16 protein-coding genes are annotated in these 19,073 nt (G+C 65.4%); 8 read left to right on the top strand and 8 right to left on the bottom strand.

Annotation, left to right across the window (positions count from 1 at the left end):
* The first annotated feature begins 127 nt into the window (after positions 1-127).
* The 3 genes from FIU28_RS00135 to FIU28_RS00125 all read left to right on the top strand — a co-directional run bounded on the left by FIU28_RS00135 (position 128) and on the right by FIU28_RS00125 (position 2,784).
* Complete coding sequence (locus FIU28_RS00135) at positions 128-622, top strand: MarR family winged helix-turn-helix transcriptional regulator (RefSeq protein WP_143571096.1); 495 nt, start codon at positions 128-130, stop codon at positions 620-622.
* Positions 623-718: 96 nt separating this feature from the next.
* Positions 719-2,089 carry a glutamate--cysteine ligase gene (locus FIU28_RS00130; protein ID WP_143571095.1) on the top strand — a complete coding sequence of 457 codons (1,371 nt, stop codon included), beginning with the start codon at positions 719-721 and terminating at the stop codon, positions 2,087-2,089.
* A 131-nt stretch (positions 2,090-2,220) separates the two neighbouring features.
* The gene (locus FIU28_RS00125; protein ID WP_143571094.1) at positions 2,221-2,784 is read left to right on the top strand and encodes a PAN domain-containing protein; all 564 of its coding nucleotides are present in this window, start codon (positions 2,221-2,223) and stop codon (positions 2,782-2,784) included.
* A 185-nt stretch (positions 2,785-2,969) separates the two neighbouring features.
* Here FIU28_RS00125 and FIU28_RS00120 read toward each other — a convergent pair whose 3' ends face one another.
* From FIU28_RS00120 to FIU28_RS00100, 5 genes are all read right to left on the bottom strand, one after another.
* The gene (locus FIU28_RS00120; RefSeq protein ID WP_143571093.1) at positions 2,970-3,833 is read right to left on the bottom strand and encodes an efflux RND transporter periplasmic adaptor subunit; all 864 of its coding nucleotides are present in this window, start codon (positions 3,831-3,833) and stop codon (positions 2,970-2,972) included.
* Entirely contained in the window at positions 3,830-6,937 is a 3,108-nt protein-coding gene (locus FIU28_RS00115; protein ID WP_143571092.1) for an efflux RND transporter permease subunit, read from the bottom strand. Before FIU28_RS00115 ends, FIU28_RS00120 begins: the two co-directional genes overlap by 4 nt.
* Positions 6,937-7,848, bottom strand: coding sequence for an efflux RND transporter periplasmic adaptor subunit (locus tag FIU28_RS00110; RefSeq protein WP_143571091.1), 912 nt, complete (start codon positions 7,846-7,848; stop codon positions 6,937-6,939). The genes FIU28_RS00115 and FIU28_RS00110 overlap by 1 nt, the downstream gene beginning before the upstream one ends.
* Positions 7,849-8,018: 170 nt before the next feature.
* Complete coding sequence (locus tag FIU28_RS00105) at positions 8,019-8,675, bottom strand: OmpA family protein (RefSeq protein ID WP_143571090.1); 657 nt, start codon at positions 8,673-8,675, stop codon at positions 8,019-8,021.
* 175 nt (positions 8,676-8,850) lie between these two features.
* Positions 8,851-10,281: a caspase family protein gene (locus FIU28_RS00100; RefSeq protein ID WP_143571089.1), complete on the bottom strand. Its 1,431-nt coding sequence runs from the start codon at positions 10,279-10,281 to the stop codon at positions 8,851-8,853.
* A 222-nt stretch (positions 10,282-10,503) separates the two neighbouring features.
* On the opposite strand from FIU28_RS00100, the gene FIU28_RS00095 reads away from it, so the two are divergent.
* The 4 genes from FIU28_RS00095 (at position 10,504) to hmgA (ending at position 14,954) form a co-directional block, all read left to right on the top strand.
* Positions 10,504-12,111, top strand: a complete 1,608-nt coding sequence (locus FIU28_RS00095) for an FAD-dependent oxidoreductase (RefSeq protein WP_143571088.1) — start codon at positions 10,504-10,506, stop codon at positions 12,109-12,111.
* Positions 12,112-12,115: 4 nt separating this feature from the next.
* A complete protein-coding gene (locus FIU28_RS00090) occupies positions 12,116-12,370 on the top strand; it encodes a DUF2783 domain-containing protein (RefSeq protein WP_143571087.1) in 255 nt (84 codons plus the stop codon).
* A 159-nt stretch (positions 12,371-12,529) separates the two neighbouring features.
* Positions 12,530-13,480: an MBL fold metallo-hydrolase gene (locus tag FIU28_RS00085; RefSeq protein WP_143571086.1), complete on the top strand. Its 951-nt coding sequence runs from the start codon at positions 12,530-12,532 to the stop codon at positions 13,478-13,480.
* A gap of 127 nt (positions 13,481-13,607) precedes the next feature.
* Entirely contained in the window at positions 13,608-14,954 is a 1,347-nt protein-coding gene (hmgA, locus tag FIU28_RS00080) for a homogentisate 1,2-dioxygenase (RefSeq protein ID WP_143571085.1), read from the top strand.
* 129 nt (positions 14,955-15,083) lie between these two features.
* Here the strand turns inward: hmgA and FIU28_RS00075 are convergent, their stop codons facing one another.
* Positions 15,084-15,554, bottom strand: a complete 471-nt coding sequence (locus FIU28_RS00075) for an Lrp/AsnC family transcriptional regulator (protein WP_143571084.1) — start codon at positions 15,552-15,554, stop codon at positions 15,084-15,086.
* A 124-nt stretch (positions 15,555-15,678) separates the two neighbouring features.
* On the opposite strand from FIU28_RS00075, the gene hppD reads away from it, so the two are divergent.
* Entirely contained in the window at positions 15,679-16,797 is a 1,119-nt protein-coding gene (hppD, locus tag FIU28_RS00070) for a 4-hydroxyphenylpyruvate dioxygenase (RefSeq protein WP_143571083.1), read from the top strand.
* 146 nt (positions 16,798-16,943) lie between these two features.
* Here the strand turns inward: hppD and FIU28_RS00065 are convergent, their stop codons facing one another.
* Together FIU28_RS00065 and FIU28_RS00060 are read right to left on the bottom strand one after the other, a co-directional pair.
* Positions 16,944-18,059: a CaiB/BaiF CoA transferase family protein gene (locus tag FIU28_RS00065; RefSeq protein ID WP_294935236.1), complete on the bottom strand. Its 1,116-nt coding sequence runs from the start codon at positions 18,057-18,059 to the stop codon at positions 16,944-16,946.
* Positions 18,060-18,268: 209 nt separating this feature from the next.
* A complete protein-coding gene (locus tag FIU28_RS00060; protein WP_143571082.1) occupies positions 18,269-19,069 on the bottom strand; it encodes an FAD binding domain-containing protein in 801 nt (266 codons plus the stop codon).
* Between the last annotated feature and the right edge of the window lie 4 nt (positions 19,070-19,073).

The following is a 19,073-nucleotide window of genomic DNA, read 5'->3' as shown; positions in this document are numbered from 1 at the left end:
GAAATTCCTCCCTTGGGATCATTGGTTTGACCAACCAAGTGACTAAATGCAGCTGCATGGAATAGTCAATATTGATGCAGCTGCATTCAGTGGCTAGGGTGCCGCTCCATTTGGACGACGTGACGCCATGAAACGCAAACCTTCGCTCGAGGCGACCGCCGCCTGGATCCGCCTGATGCGAATCCAGAGCCGGGTGCTGGACGCCGTCGAGCAGGACCTCAAGCGCGCCGGCTATCCGGCGCTGGCGTGGTTCGACGCCCTGCAGGAGTTGGCGCGGTCGCCTGCCGGAGAGATGCGCCCGGTCGAGCTCGAAAAACAGATGCTGATCCCGCAATATTCGACCTCGCGGCTGATCGACCGGCTGGTCGATGAAGGTCTGGCGGTGCGGCGCGAATGCAAGATGGACAAGCGCGGCCTGTTCGTGGAGATCACCGAGGTTGGCCGCGAACTGCACAAGAAGATGGCCTGCGCCTATTCCACGGCGATCGAGAAACATGTCGGCTCCAAGCTGACCGATGCGGACGCCGCGAAATTATGCGGCCTGCTCGACCGGCTCGGTTGCGCGTGCCATGAGAGTCCGGCTATCCCGGTCGCGACCGCCAAAGACGCCGCGACCAGATGAACCTGATTTTACCTCCTGCGCCGTCGACCGTTCTGGTCCGCCGGCGTCCCCGACACTGCGCGCGATGGATCGCAGCGCCCTTCAATCGGATTTTTCATGGCGCGTGACCAGATCGATATGACGCCGCTACATTCGCGCGACGAACTCGTGGCGTGGCTGGAGGAGGGCGTGAAGCCGCCATCCGCATTCCGCATCGGCACCGAGCACGAGAAGACGCCGTTCACGCTTGAGGGCCTCAACCCGGTACCTTACGAAGGCGCCCGCGGCATCGAGGCCCTGCTGCTCGGCATGAAGTCGCTGCTCGGCTGGGAGCCGATCATGGAAGGCGACCACATCATCGGCCTGTATGACGTGACCGGCGGCGGCGCGATCTCGCTGGAGCCGGGCGGCCAGTTCGAACTGTCCGGCGCGCCGGTCGAGACCATCCACCAGACGCAGTCGGAGCTGATGGCGCATCTGGCGCAGGTGCGCGAAGTGGCCACCCCGCTCGGCATCGGCTTTCTCGGCCTCGGCATGACGCCGTCATGGTCGCGCGCGCAGATCCCGGTGATGCCCAAGGGCCGCTACAAGATCATGACCAACTACATGCCGAAGGTCGGCCAGTACGGTCTCGACATGATGTACCGGACCTGCACGGTGCAGACCAATCTCGACTTCTCCTCGGAAGCCGACATGGTCAAGAAGCTGCGGGTCTCGGTCGCGCTGCAGCCGATCGCCACGGCGCTGTTCGCCAATTCGCCGTTCACCGAAGGCAAGCCCAATGGCTATCAGTCGTTTCGCTCCGAGATCTGGCGCGACACCGACAATGCCCGTTCCGGCATGATCCCGTGGGCGTTCGAGGACGGCATGGGCTTCGAGCGCTGGGTCGATTATGCGCTCGACGTGCCGATGTATTTCGTCAAGCGCGGCGATGACTACATCGACGTTTCCGGCTCCTCGTTCCGCGACTTCTTCGACGGCAAGAACGCCAAGATGCCGGGCCAGCGGCCGACCATTTCGGACTGGGCCAATCATCTCTCGACGATCTTCCCGGAAGTGCGGCTGAAGCGTTATCTGGAAATGCGCGGCGCCGATGGCGTGCCGTGGAACCGGCTGCCGGCGCTGTCGGCGTTCTGGGTCGGGCTGCTGTATGATGACGCCGCGCTGGATGCCGCCTGGGATATCGTCAAGAACTGGACTGCCGCGGAGCGTCAGGCGCTGCGCGACGACGTGCCGAAGCTCGGCTTCAAGTCGCGGATCAAGGACCGCTATCTGTTCGAGATCGCCAAGGAATGCGTCGCGCTGGCGCATGGCGGGTTGAAGCGCCGCGCAAGGCTTGACCAGGGCGGTCGCGACGAGACGCGGCATCTGGAGCCGCTCGAACGCATCCTGGCGCTTGGCAAGAACCCCGCCGAGGAGATGCTCGACAAGTACAACGGCTCCTGGCAGGGCTCGGTGGATCCGGCCTACAAGGAATATTGCTTCTAGATCAGCGGCTTGATCGGATCGGTGATTTCTGAAGGCTTGTTCATCGGGCGTACAGGTGACGCGCGGTCAAATGGCCGTCGCGCTGCATCTTTGCAGACCCCGCAGCTAGAACCCGCTGAAAGTCATTCCGGATGTCGAGGAGCCGCCTGTTTAGAGCGTGTCTGGCCGCCCTTGCCCTCTGCGCGGTGCTGGCCGGGGCCCGACCGGCTGCCGCCCAGGCCAATTTCGATCGCCCCGGGGCGGATTATTCGCGCTCGCTGTCGCAATCCGGCGATCCCGCCGAATGCGCGCTGCTGTGCGAACGCGACAAACGTTGCCGGGCCTGGAGCTTCAACTATCCCGGCGACGCTTCAGAAATTGCCGTGTGCTGGCTGAAGGACAAGGTGACGCCGCGGGTCGAGAGCTATTGCTGCGTCTCCGGGGTTCGCGGCGCCGGCGTCATCGAGCCGCGTTCCGGCCCGGTGGAGACCGCGATCGACCGTTTCGGCGGCGACTATCGCAGCTTCGAGATCAAGAACGACGACAAGGCCGAACGCGGCGACGCCTGTCGCGACGCCTGCCAAGGCGACCATAAATGCCGTGCCTGGACCTTTGCCCGCCCCGGCTACGCCGGCAAGGGCGCACGCTGTTTCCTGAAAAACGACATCAAGCCGCCGCGGCGCCGGCCGGGATATCTGTCGGGCGTGGTGAGGTAGAGTTCTTCTTCCCTCTCCCCTTGTGGGAGAGGGTGGATCGACCGCGAAGCGGTCGAGACGGGTGAGGGGTGCCACGCACTCCTCTGCCCAGTAACCCCTCATCCGTCGCGGACTTCGTCCGCGCCACCTTCTCCCACAAGGGGAGAAGGGACGATGGAGCCGCGTGGCCGGGGATAAGTGGCCTGCTACTTCCCCACCTCCGCCTGCACTGGGCGCACCGGATCGCCTTCGCGCAGCAGCGCGCCGGCGCGGGCGACGACGACGTCGCCCTCGTTCAAGCCCTCGCGAATTTCGACGCGGCCGCCCGACATCAGCCCGACCTCGACACGGCGGGCCTCGACGCGCTGGCGGCGGACGATCTGCACCACGGTGGCGCCGGTGCCGTACAGGATCGCGGTGAGCGGCACCGCAATGCCGCAGCTCTCGCCGGTCTTGATCATCGCGCGGGCATAGGCGTTGCTCATCAGTCGCCGCGGCGACGTGATCGAGATCGTTACCTGGCCGAGCTGGCTGTTCGGCTCCACGGTGGAGGCGACTCGGCGGACCCGGCCGTCCATCTCGCCGGCGCCGATCACCCGGATCCGCACCATCTGGTCGATCTTCAGCTTCGGCAGGCTGGCAGTCGGTACCTGGCCGATGAAATCGAATTCGCTGCGCGCGATAATGCTGAACAGCGCCTCGCCCTTGCCGGAGGCGACGGCGCCGATCACCGCGGTCGAGGCGCTGACCAATCCTGCGGTGGTCGACTGGATCTGCAGCGTGCCGCCGTCCGGCGTCGTCAGCCGCGCCAGGATCTGGCCCGCGGTAACGGTTTCGCCGGCATCGACCAGCACGTCGGCGACCTTCAGCCCCGGGCGATCCGGGCGGATGGCGATCTCCTCCTTCGGCACCAGGATGCCGGAGACGTCGACGATATCCGAGAAGCAGGATTTCGCCGCCGTCAACACCGTGACCGCGGCGCCGTTCGGCGCTTCCGTCCCCTCGGCGGCCAGCGCTGGCTGCGCCAGCAGCCATCCGAGCGCCACGGCGGCGTGCGCGAGTCTGTTCATGGTTTCACCTTCGGGCCGGTCAGCGGCAGTTCGGGGTGATCGTCCTCGCCGGTCGAGGTCAGCAGTTTCTTGCCGTAGCGCCACGACAGGGCGCCGACATCGTCCATCATCATGAACATCGCCGGCACGAAGATCAGCGACAGCAGCGTCGAGAAGATCAGCCCGCCGATCACCGCCAGCGCCATCGGCGAGCGGAATTCGCCGCCGGCGCCCCATGCCAGCGCCGACGGCATCATGCCAGCGGCCATCGCGATGGTGGTCATCACGATCGGTCGCGCCCGCTTCATGCCGGCGTCGATGATCGCAACCTCGCGCGGCTTGCCGTCGCGGATCGCCTCGACCGCGAATTCCACCAGCATGATGGCGTTCTTGGTCACGATTCCCATCAGCATCAGGATGCCGATCCATACCGGCGTCGTCAGTTGCTTGCCCGTTACCAGCAGCGCCATGATCGCGCCGCCGATCGACAGCGGCAGCGAGAACAGGATGGTGATCGGCTGCAGGAAGGTGCCGAACAGCAGCACCAATACCGCATAGACCATCATGAGCCCGGCCGAGATCGCGGTGGCAAAGCCGGCGGACAATTCGTTGAGGCTCTCGGCGTCGCCTGATTGCTTGACGCTGACATTCTTCGGCAGGCTCTTCATCACCGGCAGGTCGTAGATCTTCTTCATCGCGTCGCCGAGTGCGGCGGTGCCGACCAGATCGGCCGCGACGGTGGCCTGTCGCTCGCGATCGTAGCGGTTGATGCTGGTCGGGCCCTGGTCGAGCTTGATATCGGCCACTACCGACAGCGGCACGCCGCCGCGGCCGCCGCCGAGCGGCACCCGCAACTGCTCCAGCACGGAGAGATCGCCCCGCGCGGAATCCTCCAGCTGCACGCGAATAGGTACCAGCCGGTCGCCGGCGTCGAATTTGGCGAGCGCGGGGCCGACATCGCCGATGGTGGCGACGCGGATGGTTTCCGACAGGCTTTCGGTGGAAACGCCGAGTCGGGCGGCGAGATCGGCGCGGGGCTGCACGCGCAGTTCCGGCCGGTCGAGCGAGGTCTCCGAGATCACATTGGCGATGATCGGAACCCGCTTCATCTGCGTCGCCAGCTCGTTGGCGACGTTGCTGACGATGTTGATGTCGGTGCCGGTCACCACCAGCGAGATCGCGCGCAGCCCGTTCTCGTCGAGGAACCAGTAGCGGATATCGGGCACGCTCTCGAGCTCGCGGCCGATGTCGAGTTCGAGTTCGCGCTGGGTGGTCTTGCGATCGCCCTTCGGCGTGTAGTTGATGATCAGCGAGGCGCGGCGCACTTCCTGCAGGCCCGGCGGCACGCGACCGCCGTCGACGAACACGCTGCGGATTTCCGGCCGATTGCGCAGCCGCTGCACGATTTCTTCGGTGGTCTTTTCGGTGAAGGCGAGCGGCGAGCCCGGCGGCAGTTCCATCGCCAGCAAGGACCGCGCCGAATCCTGCGCCGGCAGGAAGCCCTGCGGAAGCAACTGGATGCTCCAGATCGACAGCGCGAAAATGCCGATACCGATCAGCACCGTGAGATAATAGTGCTTTACCGACAGCGTCACGAGGCGCGTGTAGCTGCGCAGGATGCGGCCCGGCGGCGGATCGTCGTGCGGATGGTCTTTCAGGAAGTAGGCCGCCAGCACTGGCGTGACGAAGCGCGCCGCCAGCAGTGAGAAAAAAACCTGCACCGAAACGGTGATGCCGAACTGCTTGAAGAACTGCCCGGCGATGCCGTCCATGAACGAGGCCGGGGCGAAGATCGCGATGATGGTAAGCGAGATCGCGATCACCGCAAGGCCGATCTCGTCGGCGGCTTCGAGCGCTGCGCGGTACGGTGATTTGCCCATCCGGATGTGGCGGACGATGTTTTCGATCTCGACGATGGCGTCATCGACCAGGATGCCGGTCGACAGCGTGATGGCGAGGAAGCTGACGAGATTGAGCGAGAAGCCGAGCAGGTCCATCACCCAGAACGCCGGAAAGATCGACAGCGGCAGCGAGATCGCGGCGATCACGGTTGCGCGGAAGTCGCGCAGGAACAGGAACACGACGATGACCGCGAGGATGGCGCCCTCGAACAGCGTGTGCATCGCGGCGTCGTAATTGCCCTTGGTGAAATCCACCGAGGTGTCGATCAGCTTGAGATCGACGTCGGGGTACGAATCCTTCAGCGCGTCGATGCGCTTCTGCACGGCGGCGGCGACGACGACGTCGGAGGCGCCCTTGGAGCGCTTGATGCCGAGCGCCACCACCGGCTCGCCGTTGAAGCGCGCAAAGGTGCGACGGTCGGCGATGGTATCGGTGACGGTGCCGAGATCTTCCAGCCGGACTTCGCCGCCGGACGGCAGGCTGATCATGGTGCCGGCGAGTTCGTTCAGCGTCTTGGCGCCGGCCAGCGTGCGGATCGCCTGGTCGTTCTTGCCGATTTCGGCGCGGCCGCCGGCGAGATCGACATTGGTGCCGCGCAGCCGCCGGGACACATCCACCGCGGTGAGGCCGGCGGCCTGCAGGCGATCGGGATCAAGCGACACCAGGATCTCGCGCTCGACGCCGCCGATGCGCTCGACTTGCGCCACGTTGCGCACGCCCTGCAGCGCGCGTTTGACCACGTCATCGACAAAATAAGACAGCTGCTCCGGCGTCTTGCCGGGCGAGATCGCGGCATAGGTGACGATCGGCAGGCCGATCACGTCGACGCGCTGGATCAAAGGCTCGTTGACGTTCTGCGGCAGGTTGCTGCGGACGCGCGTGATGGCGTCCTTGACGTCGTTGAGCGCGCGGTCGGTGTTGGTCTCCAGCGCGAACTGCACGGTGGTCACCGACAATCCGTCGGTGATCGAGGAGGCGATATGGCGCACGCCTTCGACGCCGGAGACGCGGTCCTCGATGGTCTTGGTGACCTGCGCTTCCAGCTCGGCGGGTGCTGCGCCGAATTGCGAGACCGCGACCGAGATCACCGGAATGTCGGCCGAGGGCAGCCGGGTGATCGCCAGTTTGGTGAAACTGATCCAGCCCAGCGCCAGCAGGATGATGGAGAAGACGATCGACGGCAGCGGGTGGCGGATCGACCAGGCGGAGATATTCAGGGACATCAGCGCACCCGCGATCGGTCGAGTTCATCGACAAGCATGCTTCTCACCTGGTCGCCATCGTGCAGCGAGGTGCCGGCATCGGCGACGACGAGGTCGCCGACCTCGACGCCTTCGAGGATTTCGGTGGCCGTATCCGAGGTCAATCCGACCCGGACCTTGCGGGTTTCGATGGCGCTGCCTTTCACCACCTGCACCGTGAGGTGGTCGATGGCCGAGCGCGGCACCGACACGCCGCAACTGCGCCTGGCGTCGATCGCGGCACGGGCGAAGGTGCCGACCCGCAGGCCGGGATTGGACGCAAACGACAGCCGGACGTGGCCGAGCTGGGTGGTGCGATCGATCTGCGGCGATACCAGGCGCACCTTGCCGGGAACGTCGGAACGGTCGTCGCGGCTGATCCGCGCGCCGGCGCCGGCGCTCAGCTTCATGACGTGGATGCTCGGGACTTCGGCATCGAGTTCGATGTCGCCGCCGACGGCAATCTTGAACATCGGCCCCGCGACCGGCGAGGCCGGCGCGCCGGCGATCGTATTGACGGATATGACGAGGCCGGCGGCCGGCGCGCGCAGGCTGGAGGCCCGTCCGGCGCCGGCCACCAGCGGAACCAGCCTCGCCAGTTCCTGGTTCTCGGTGACGCTGTCGCCCTCGCGCACCAATAGTTCGGATACTTTCGAACCCTCGCCATCGACGCCGGCAACGGCTTCCCGGCGTGGCACGATGAAGCCGGTCACGCGGACCGTGTCGGAGAAGCAGGCATTGGTTGCCTTGACGACCTGCACCATCGCGCCACCGGGTGTCACCGATCCACTCGGCGAGGAACTGTCGGCGGCGCTGGCCGCGCTGCTGGCGGGAACTAGGCTGGCTGCCAGGGCCAGGGCGGCAAAAGGAGCGAAGCAGGCAAAAGGCTTCATGCGGGATCGATCCACCGGAAAAGGCGCGCCCCGCGGGGCCGCAAGCGGGAGGTCATCTCAATCTCAAGCCGTTCTATACAGGAACGGCCGTCATCGCCAAACAAACAGGGTCGGTGCCGGGCCGGACATCGGGGTGCGGCCATCGCCATATCCGGCGGCAGGTCAGGCGCTCACTTGGAGGCCGTCGTCTTGTTCGCCATGTTGACGACCTGGACCCGGCGGTTGGCGGGGTCCATCGGGTTGGCGGCCTGCTTCGGCTTGCTCTTGCCATAGCCGACGGTGACGAGGTCGGCGGCGGCGAGGCCGTATTTTTCCGTCAGGTAACGCTTGATGGCCTCCGCGCGCCGTTCCGACAGGTCCTGATTGTAGCCGTCGCTGCCGACGCCGTCGGTGTGGCCGGCGACCACGAAGGTCGATCCCTTGAGGTCGTCGTTCGACAGCGCCTTGCCGAGCGCCTCGACGGCAGGTTTGGCCTTCTTGCTGATGTCAGCCGAATTGTAGTCGAAGGTGATTTCGAGATCGATGTTCGGCTTGGTCGAGGCGAGGCTGGCGATCTGCTCGCGCTCGACAATCGACAGCGATCTCGAGTTGCGATTGCGAAGGCTGTCGACGAACTTGCCCTCGGCGGCATTGACCGCAGGTTCGGCGGGCGGCGTCATCGACAGGCCGCGGGTGACCGGCTTGTTCGGCGCCAGCGCCCGCACGATCTGGTCCGAGGTCACCGCCTCGGCGGCGGCAGCCATTCCGGCCGAAACGGTGAGCGCGACACCGATCAGGGCCATGGCACGAAGGGTCGTGAGATTGCGGTGTCCGGCGATGATCGACATGGCTGCATCCTTCCATGAACTGGTTGCAAATTCGCTTCAATCCCGGCCGGCGGAGCCCCGCTCTGCGGCCTGTCCTCAATAGTGTCCTGCCGCGCGCCCCGGGTTCATGCGCCCTGCGATTAATTGCAGGCTTGCGGCGCAGGATCTATCGCACGCCGTGCTAACGCACGCGGTGCTATCGCACGCCGTAACCGGCGAATTCCTTGACGATGTCGGGGTCCATCGCCTTGGCATTGTTGATATCGAGGTCGCCTTCGGCGACCGCCCCGGAGCGCTGCTTGGCGAGACCGCGGCCATATAATGAGGAAGTCAGGCGTGGATTGATCTTCAGCGCGTCGTCGAAATCGGTGATCGCGTTCTTGCTCTGGCCGTTCTTGAGGTTGACCAGCCCGCGGCTATCGAGCGCATCGACGAAATTCGGCCGCAGCCGCAGCGCCTCGTTGCAATCCTTCAGCGCAGCGGCGAGCTCGTTGAGCACGGCGCGGACCCAGCAGCGGTTATTGAGCGCCTCGACATCCTTCGGATTGAGCCGCAGGGTCTCGTCGAAATCCTTCGCGGCCAATTGATAGGCGCCCTTGCTGGCATAGACCTGGCCGCGGCGATACAGCGCACTGAGGTCCTCGGGATTCTCGACCAGCTTGGCGTTCAACGACTTCACGGTCGGATCCTCGGCCAGCGCCAGCGCGATCTTGGCTTCGTCGCGCGGCGCTTCGGCGGCGGGCGCGACCGGCGTCGATGGGGGCGTCGCTGCAGCCGGAGCGGCGGGGGCCGCCGTCCCTGGGGCCGGCGGGGTCACGGCGACCGGCGGTGATGGCGCCGCGACAATGGCGGACGCCGGCGCCGGCCGAGCGCCGGGGACGAAGGCAAAATCCTCCGCCAGCGACGACGAGATCCACGGCACCTGCTCGCTGCGCGACGCCTTGGTGACGTTGACGCGGGTGCGGTTCAGCGCGTCCTCGGCGGTGAGATCCGGTGATTTGATCTCCTTCAGGAGTTCGCTGACGAACAGGCTGTGTGCGGTGCCGGCGTCGCTGACCACCGAACTCAGCGCCGCCGAATACATCACCAGCGTGCCGCCTGGCGCGATCACCGGCGCGAGGCCGGCGGAGAAGCTGCGGAACCGGCGCTCATAGGGGTTGCGCCGGGAGGCATCCAGCAGCGCGATCTTGACGCCGGCGCCGCGGCCATTGATGTCGTTGAGGATGGTCTCGAGGCTGAAACCGTCGCGGCGCACGTCGGGCTCGGTCCAGATCTGCGCATCGACCGGCAGCAAATAGCTCTGCCGCGCCGACTGCACGCCAAAACCGCTGAAGAACACCAGCGCGACCGATCCAGGCTTGAGCTTGCCATACAGCCTGTCGAGCGCGCGGCGCATCGCCTCGCCGCCCAGATTCTCGCCGATATCGACCTCGAAGCCGCTACGCTTTAGCTCGGCAGCGACGTCGCGGGCGTCGTTGACCGGTTCCTTCAGCGGCGCCTCGGCGTCGGGATATCTGGCATTGCCGATCACCAGGGCGAACCTGCCGGCATTGTCGGCGGCCAGAGCCGGCGTCGCAGCGAGCACGAGCATGGCGAGCAGGCCGGCGATGGGAAAACGCATTCTCATGTCTGGCCGCCCATCCCCAACGCGCAAATGGCCGGCGCCAACCGGGCCGTCTCGCGCATTATCAAACCGGCCGCGCGGTCGCTGTCAACCGCACGACACCTGGTGCGTTCTGCGACATGTCGCGGCGCAGTCGGCCTGAGTTGACGCCTGGTCACGCGAGGCGTTTAGTTGCGCCAAATCAAGGGCGCGGAATAGCGCCGGGCGTCAGGGAGAGACCGCCGCATGGGGCAGATCGCCACACAATTCGGCTATCGTCGCCACCCCGATCAGGACCGGGCTGAAGCGGCGCGTCACCCGGTGGTCGTGGTCGGTGCGGGTCCCGTCGGACTGTCGCTGGCGATCGATCTGGCGCAGCGCGGGCAGGCCGTGGTGCTGCTCGACGATGCCGACCGGATCGGCGACGGCTCGCGCGCGATCTGCTTCTCGAAGCGCTCGCTCGAACTATGGGACCGGCTCGGCGTCGCCGACCGCATGCTCGACAAGGGCGTGGTCTGGAAGGTCGGCAAGATCTTTTGCGGCGAAGGCCTGCTGTACCAGTTCGACCTGCTGCCCGAAGCCGGCCACAAGATGCCGGCCTTCATCAATCTGCAGCAATATTACGCCGAAGCCTTCCTGGTCGATCGGGTGCAGCAATTGCCGGAGATCGACCTGCGCTGGCGCAACAAGGTGATCGCGCTGCGGCAGCATAATGACCACGCCGAACTTACGATCCAGACGCCCGACGGCGACTATAGTTTGCGTGCTGACTACGTCGTCGCCTGCGACGGCGCGCGCTCCGGCTTGCGCGGCATGGTCGGCGCGGATTTTTCCGGCGAACAGTTCGAGGACCAGTTCCTGATCGCCGACGTGAAGATGAAGGCGAAGGACATGCCGACCGAGCGTTGGTTCTGGTTCGATCCGCCGTTCCACAGCGGGCAATCGGCGCTGCTGCACCGCCAGCCCGACGACGTCTGGCGCATCGACTTGCAGCTCGGCCCTGACGCCGATCCTGCTGTCGAGCGATTGCCGGAAAACGTCCGGCCGCGGATCGCGCGGATGCTCGGGCACTCCAATTTCGCGTTCGAGTGGATCTCGATCTACAAGTTCCAGTGCCGCCGCATGCAGCGCTTCTGGCACGAGCGGGTGATCTTCGCCGGCGATGCCGCGCACCAGGTCTCACCGTTCGGCGCGCGGGGTGCGAACTCCGGACTGGAAGACGCTGAGAACCTTGCCTGGAAACTGGCGATGATCCTGCGCGGCGAAGCGCCGGCCGCATTGCTGGCGAGCTATGATGCGGAACGCGGCCAGGCCGCCGACGACAATATCCGCGCCTCGACGCGCGCCACCGATTTCATCGCGCCGCATTCGAAGCAGGAGCAGCGGTTGCGACAGGCGGTGCTGGCGCTGGCCAAAGAGGCGGATTTTGCGCGGCGTATGGTCAATGGCGGACGGCTGTCGGTGCCGTCGGTCTATGCGTCGCCGCTGTCGACACCGGACGATGCCGCGTGGCCCGCCGGTCCGCCGCCCGGCGCGCATATGCCGGACGCGCCGCTGGTGAGTGACGACGGCGCACACGTCTTTCTCTCGGAATGTTTCACCGAGGCCGGCCGTGGCTTCACGCTGCTGCAGTCGGATGGCGCTTCGATCGAATTGCCCGCAGGCGTGGCGCGTCTCGTCGTCGGCGATGATGCGAAGCTGCGCGACCCGACCGGGTTGTTCAAGGCACGCTACGGCGCCGATCCCGGCGCAGCCTGGCTGCTGCGGCCGGATGGCTACGTCGCGGCGCGGTTCCGGTATCCGGCGCCCGGCGCGGTGGCCGGCGCCGTGGCGCGCGCCAGAGGGAGGGCGTGAGGCGATGGCGTTATCGACGCAATCCAATTTTGCCGATCCGGATACGGCCTATCGGCTGATCGTCGAGGCGCATCGCGGGTTGAGCGACGCGCAGAGCGCCGTGCTCGATGCCGCGCTGGTGCTGGTGCTGGCCAATCATATCGGCGACGCCGACGTGCCGCGGGACGCCATCGCGCTGGCCAAGCGGCGATTGCCTGCCCCAAGTTGTCATTCCGGGGCGCGAGAGCGAAGCTCGAGCGAACCCGGAACCTCGACATGAGACCGTCATTTCGAGGAGCCCTTGCGACGAAGCAATCCAGTACTTGCCGAGCTTGTGGCTCTGGATTGCCGCGTCGCTTCGCTAAGGGGAAAGCTGAACGGCTTTCCCTGACCTCGCAATGACGGCTTTGAAGTCTGAGACAAACAAGGGACTGACTGAATGACCAAAGGCTTCGCATCGACCACCGACATGGCGGAGAAGAAGATCACCTTCTCCGAGATCGGCCCCGACCTCTACGCCTTCACCGCCGAAGGCGATCCGAACTCGGCGGTGATCGTCGGCGACGACGGCTGCATCGTATTCGACGCGCAGGCGACGCCGGCGCTGGCGAACAAGGTGATCGAGCGCGTCCGCACCGTCACCGACAAGCCGATCAAATATGTCGTGCTGTCGCATTATCACGCCGTGCGCGTGCTCGGCGCGTCGGCGTTCCAGGCGGAAGCGGTGGTGGCGTCCACCGAGACGCGCCGGCTGGTGGCGGAGCGCGGGCAGCAGGACTGGGATTCCGAATTCGGCCGCTTCCCGCGTCTGTTTCAGGGCTCCGAGAGCATCCCCGGCCTGACCTGGCCGACGCTCACCTTCGAGGGCGAGATGTCGCTCTTCCTCGGCAAGCGCGAGGTCCGGCTGATGCAACTCGGCGCCGGCCATACGTCGGGCGATATCGTCGCCTGGGTGCCGGATGCCGAGGTGATGTTCTCCGGCGACCTGATCGAGTATCATTCGGCGTGCTATTGCGGCGATGCGTATTTGCGCGAATGGCCGGCGACGCTCAACGAGATCCTCGAATTCAACCCCAAAGCCATTGCGCCGGGCCGCGGCGACGCGCTGAAGGGCACGGCCACCACCCGCGAGGCGATCGCCATGACGCGCGATTTCGTCAGCACGCTGTACGGCGCGGCGGAACTCTCGGTGGCCAAAGGCCGTTCGCTGAAGGAGACCATGGCGGCGTGCCGCGAGGTGATGGATCCAAAATTCTCCAGCTTTGCAATCTATGAGCATTGCCTGCCGTTCAACGTCTCGCGCGCGTTCGACGAGGCCTCGGGCATTGACGATCCGGTGATCTGGACCGACAAACGCGACCGCGAGATGTGGGCCGCGCTACAAGGATGAAACAATTCTAACGGTTTTCGCCGTCATTGCGAGGAGCGAAGCGACGGCAATCCAGAGGGCCACAAGCAAAGACTGGATTGCTTCGTCGCAAGGGCTCCTCGCAATGACGGTTGCCAAGGAGGATGACATGAACATCAAGACCTCAGCCGATCTGATCGGTCGCAGCGTGACCGGCGTGACACCGGGCTACATGTCCGGCTTCGGAAATGCGTTCGAAACCGAGGCGCTGCCCGGCGCGCTGCCGGTGGGACGCAACTCGCCGCAGCGCCCGGCCTACGGCCTCTACGCCGAGCAATTGTCCGGCTCGCCCTTCACCGCGCCGCGCGGCAGCAACGAGCGCTCCTGGTTGTACCGCATTCGCCCGTCGGTGAAACACTCTGGGCGCTTTGCCAAAATCGACGCCGGGTTGTGGCGCACGGCGCCGTGTCATGAGCAGGAAATCAGCATCGAACAGTTGCGCTGGGACCCCGCGCCGATCCCGAAGGAGGACATGACCTTCCTGCAGGGCGTGCAGACCATGACCACCGCGGGCGATGCCGGGACGCAGGCCGGCATGGCAGCGCATGTCTATCTGATCACGCAATCGATGGTCGATCAGCACTTCTATAATGCCGACGGCGAGATGATGTTCGTGCCGCAGCAGGGGGCGTTGCGCTTCGTCACCGAATTCGGCGTGATCGACGCGGAGCCGGCCGAGATCGTGGTGATCCCGCGCGGCGTCAAGTTTCGCGTCGAACTGACCAATGGCCCGGCGCGTGGCTATCTCTGCGAGAACTACGGCGGCGCCTTCACGCTGCCGGAGCGCGGCCCGATCGGCGCCAACTGCCTGGCGAATGCGCGCGACTTTCTGACGCCGGTGGCGGCCTATGAGGACAGGGATACGCCGACCGAGCTTTATGTGAAATGGGGCGGCGCGCTATTCAAGACGACGCTGCCGCATTCGCCGATTGACGTTGTGGCATGGCACGGCAATTACGCGCCGTACAAATACGATCTGCGCACCTTCTCTCCGGTCGGCGCGATCGGCTTCGACCATCCAGATCCGTCGATCTTCACGGTGCTGACCTCGCCGTCGGAAACCCCCGGCACGGCGAATATCGATTTCGTGATCTTTCCCGAGCGCTGGGCGGTGGCGGAGAATACGTTTCGGCCGCCGTGGTATCACATGAACATCATGTCGGAATTCATGGGGCTGGTCTACGGCGTCTACGACGCCAAGCCGCAGGGCTTCACGCCGGGTGGCATCAGCCTGCACAACATGATGCTGCCGCATGGCCCCGACCGCGAGGCGTTCGATCATGCCAGCAACGGCGAGCTGAAACCGGTCAAGCTGACCGGCACGATGGCCTTCATGTTCGAGACCCGATATCCGCAGCGCGTCACGGCGCATGCGGCAAACTCAGCAACGCTGCAGAGCGACTACGCGGATTGCTGGAAGGGGCTGGAGAAGCGGTTCGATCCGAACAAGCGGTGAGGTGTCATTCCGGGGCGCGAGCGCGTTGCGCGAGCGAACCCGGAACCTCGAAATATTCATCCATCTGGGGATTCCGGGTTCGCTCGCAGCTGTCGCTGCGCGCGCCCTCCGGAATGACCGCGAGTAATGCTACCGTGCCGCCTTCAGCGGCAGCCTGGTCGTCTCCTTCAGTCGGTCGAGCACGATCGACGACCGTACATGCGCCACACTCGGATGCGGCATCAACACTTGGTTGACGAGCTCCGACAGGCCCTTGAGATCGCGCAGCACCGCTTTCAGCACGTAGTCGGCGTCGCCGGTCAGCGAATAGGCCTCCTGGATCTCGTCGACCCGCGCGACCAGCGCGCGAAACTTGCGGGCATTGTCCGGCGAATGCGCCGCCAGCGTAACCTGGATAAAGGCGATCACGCCGAAGCCGAGCGCCTCGGCGGACAGATCGGCGTGGTAGCCGGAGATCACCGTCTCCTCAAGCCGCATCCGCCGCCGCGAACATTGCGAGGCGGAGAGGCCGGCGGCGTCGGCGAGCTGCTGGTTGGTCAGACGGCCGTCGTCCTGCAGCGCGGCGAGGATACTGAGGTCGAAAGCGTCTACCGGGATCATGCGCCGAAACCCTCATTCATGCATAAAGCGTGCACAAATATTGCATAATCCGGCGGGCTTTGCATGCACCTTGCGCCCGCAATGACCGACACTCCCTGCAACAGAACCTTCATGGGAGAGCAGCATGGGTCCGTTTCCGCACGACGCGCCGCCGGCGAAAATCACCGCCGACAACCCGATGGGCACCGACGGTTTCGAGTTCGTCGAATACGCCCACCCGAATCCGGCGGAATTGCATGCGCTGTTCAAGTTGATGGGCTACACGCCGGTCGCGCGCCACAAGACGAAGAACATCACGCTGTATCGCCAGGGCGACATCAACTATCTCGTCAACGAGGCGCCCGGCACCCATGGCTTCGATTTCGTGGCGGCGCATGGCCCGTGCGCGCCGTCGATGGTCTTCCGCGTCGTCGATGCGAAGCTTGCTTACGCGCGCGCGCTCTCGCTCGGCGCCGAACCTGCCGATGTGACGTCGGCGCAAAAAACGCTCGACGTGCCGACGATCAAGGGGATCGGCGGCAGCCTGCTGTATTTCGTCGATCGCTACGGCGCCAAGGGCTCGGCGTTCGATGCCGAATTCGAGTGGCTGGGCGAGAAAAACCCGCGGCCCGAGGGCGCCGGGCTGTTCTATCTAGATCACCTCACCCACAATGTTCATCGCGGCCGGATGGATGTCTGGACCGGCTTCTATGAAAGACTGTTCAACTTCCGCCAGATCCGTTTCTTCGACATCGAGGGCCGCGCCTCCGGCCTGTTCTCGCGCGCGCTGACCAGCCCGGATGGCAAGATCCGGATTCCGATCAACGAGGACGCCGGCGACGCCGGGCAGATCGAGGAATATCTCACCATCTATCGCGGCGAAGGCATCCAGCACATCGCCTGCGGCGTGAAGGACATCTATCGCACCATCGAAAAACTGCGCGCCGACGGCCTGCCGTTCATGCCGCCGCCCCCGGAAACCTATTTCGCGAAAATCGACGCGCGGCTTCCGAAGCATGGCGAGGACGTGGCGCGGCTGCAGAAGAATGGCATCCTGATCGACGGAGAGGGCGTCGTCGAAGGCGGCGAGACCAAGGTGTTGTTGCAGTTGTTCTCGGCCAATGCGATCGGGCCGATCTTCTTCGAGTTCATCCAGCGCAAGGGGGATGACGGTTTTGGCGAAGGCAACTTCAAGGCGCTGTTCGAGTCGATCGAGGAGGACCAGATTCGCCGCGGCGTGCTGCACATGAAGGGCGCGGCGTAATATCGCAAAGTGCGGCGGACGCTGTAGCTCCCCTCCCCCCTTGCGGGGAGGGGTCGGGGGTAGGGGTGCCACAAGCGACGGCGCCTGCGGCTACCCCCACCCTAACCCTCCCCGCAAGGGGGAGGGGACTATAGCGTGCGGGGTATCTACGGGGCGCCCCACCCCTTCACCACGTCCGTCAACTCCTTCGCTTCCGGCGGCCTTACGCTCGACGGCGTGCGCGAAAAACGCGGGGCGGGCGCGGGCTGGGTGTGGCCGTCATGCTGGATGAACACGTCGCGCGCGACCATATGCGGATGTTTTGTCGCCTCGGACATCGTCAGCACCGGCGCGAAGCAGACGTCGGTGCCTTCCATGATTGCAGACCATTCGTCGCGACTCTTCGTCTTGAACACCGCGACGAGTTTTTCCTTCATCGCGGCCCAGTTCGCGGCATCCATGTGATTGTCGAAGCAGGCCTCGTCGAGGCCGGCCAATGCGCGGAGTTGGGCGTAGAATTGCGGTTCGATCGAGCCGATCGAGATGAAGTTGCCGCAGGTGCATTCGTAGACGCCATAGAAATGCGCGCCGCCGTCCAGCATGTTGGCTTCCCGGCCTTCCTTCCAGCGCCCGGCCGCGCTCATGTCGAAGAACATCGTCATCAGCGACGCCGCGCCGTCGCACATCGCGGCATCGACCACCTGGCCTTGGCCGGAGCGGCCGGCCTCCAGCAGGGCGGCGAGCAGGCCGACTACCAGATACAGTGCGCCGCCGCCGAAATCGCCGACGAGGTTCAGCGGCGGCACGGGCTTGTCCTTGCCGCCGATCGCGGCCAGCGCGCCGGTGATCGATATGTAGTTGATGTCGTGGCCGGCCGCCTGCGCCAGCGGCCCATCCTGGCCCCAGCCGGTCATGCGGCCATAGACCAGCTTCCGGTTGCGGGCCTGCACGATGTCCGGGCCGAGCCCGAGCCGCTCCATCACGCCGGGCCGGAACCCCTCGACTAGCGCGTCGGCGCCGTCGAGCAGCGCCAACACCTGCGCGACGGTGTCCTTGTCCTTGAGGTCTACGGCGACAAGGGTGCGGCCGCGTGACGAGGCGCCCCTGGGCTTCTGGCCGGGCCGCACCAGCGTGATGATTTCGGCTCCCATGTCGGCGAGCAGCATGGCCGCGAAGGGGCCGGGGCCGATGCCGGCGAATTCGACGATCCGCATTCCGCTGAGCGGACCGCTTCGGCGCGGCTGGCTGGCGGATGTCGGCTGGGCGGTGGCGGTGTCCTGCACGTGCGTTTCCCATCATGGCGCGTCGCTTGGGCGACGATTGTTCTTGGGGAAACTCTCTATGTTGACGTCCGTCCGTGCAAGGCTGCCTTCGCGCATGCGGCTATGCGAGATGCTCTGTCGTCGTCACAAATTCCGTGTCGTCCCCGCTTTCGCGGGGACGACTGTGGAGAGGGGCGTGCCCTGCCGCTGCTATCTCACTTGCAGAGCCGTCAACCCGCTTCGGTCACGGCGCGCTGCGCCATCACCTTGATTAGATTGGCTCGGTAGTCCGAGGAGCCGTGGATATCCGCCATCAGCCCGTCGGCGGAGACGGTGACATTGTCGAGGGCGGCTGCCGACCAGTTCGACTTCAGCGCGGCCTCGATGGCCGGCACCCGCGTCACGCCGCTCTGTGACGCGCCGGTGGCAGCGACGCGGACCTCGCCGGCCTTCGTCTGCGCCACGAACACGCCGGTCAGCGCGAAGCGCGAGGCGGGGTGGCGCATCTTGGCATAGGCGGCTTTGGCGGGAATCGGGAACGACACCGCGGTGATGATCTCGTCCTCGGCGAGCGCCGTCGAGAACAGGCCCTGGAAGAATTCATCGGCCGGGATCAGCCGCTTGTTGGTCATCACCGTGGCGCCCAGCGCCAGCACCGCGGCGGGATAGTCCGCGGCGGGATCGTTGTTGGCGATCGAGCCGCCGATCGTGCCGCGATAGCGCACCTGGGGATCGCCGAGCACCGACGTCAGATGAACGATCGCGGGGATCGCTTTCTTGGCCGCGCTGCTCTGCGTGATGTCGAAATAGGTCGTAGCTGCCTTGATGATCAGCGCGTCGGCGGTCGCTTCGATGCCGACCAGATCCTTGATTCGGCCGAGGTCGATGACGTCGGAGGGTGCCGCCAGCCGCTGCTTCATCACCGGGATCAGCGTGTGGCCGCCGGCGAGATATTTGGCGTCACCGCCTTTGGCAAACAGCGCCGCTGCTTCATCGATGCTGGACGGGCGATGGTATGTCGTTTCGTACATGACT

This window comes from Tardiphaga sp. vice154 (genome assembly GCF_007018645.1).
Classification (GTDB): domain Bacteria; phylum Pseudomonadota; class Alphaproteobacteria; order Rhizobiales; family Xanthobacteraceae; genus Tardiphaga.
The sequence above is the reverse complement of the archived record's forward strand: the minus strand, read 5'-3'. Positions and strand labels throughout refer to the sequence as shown.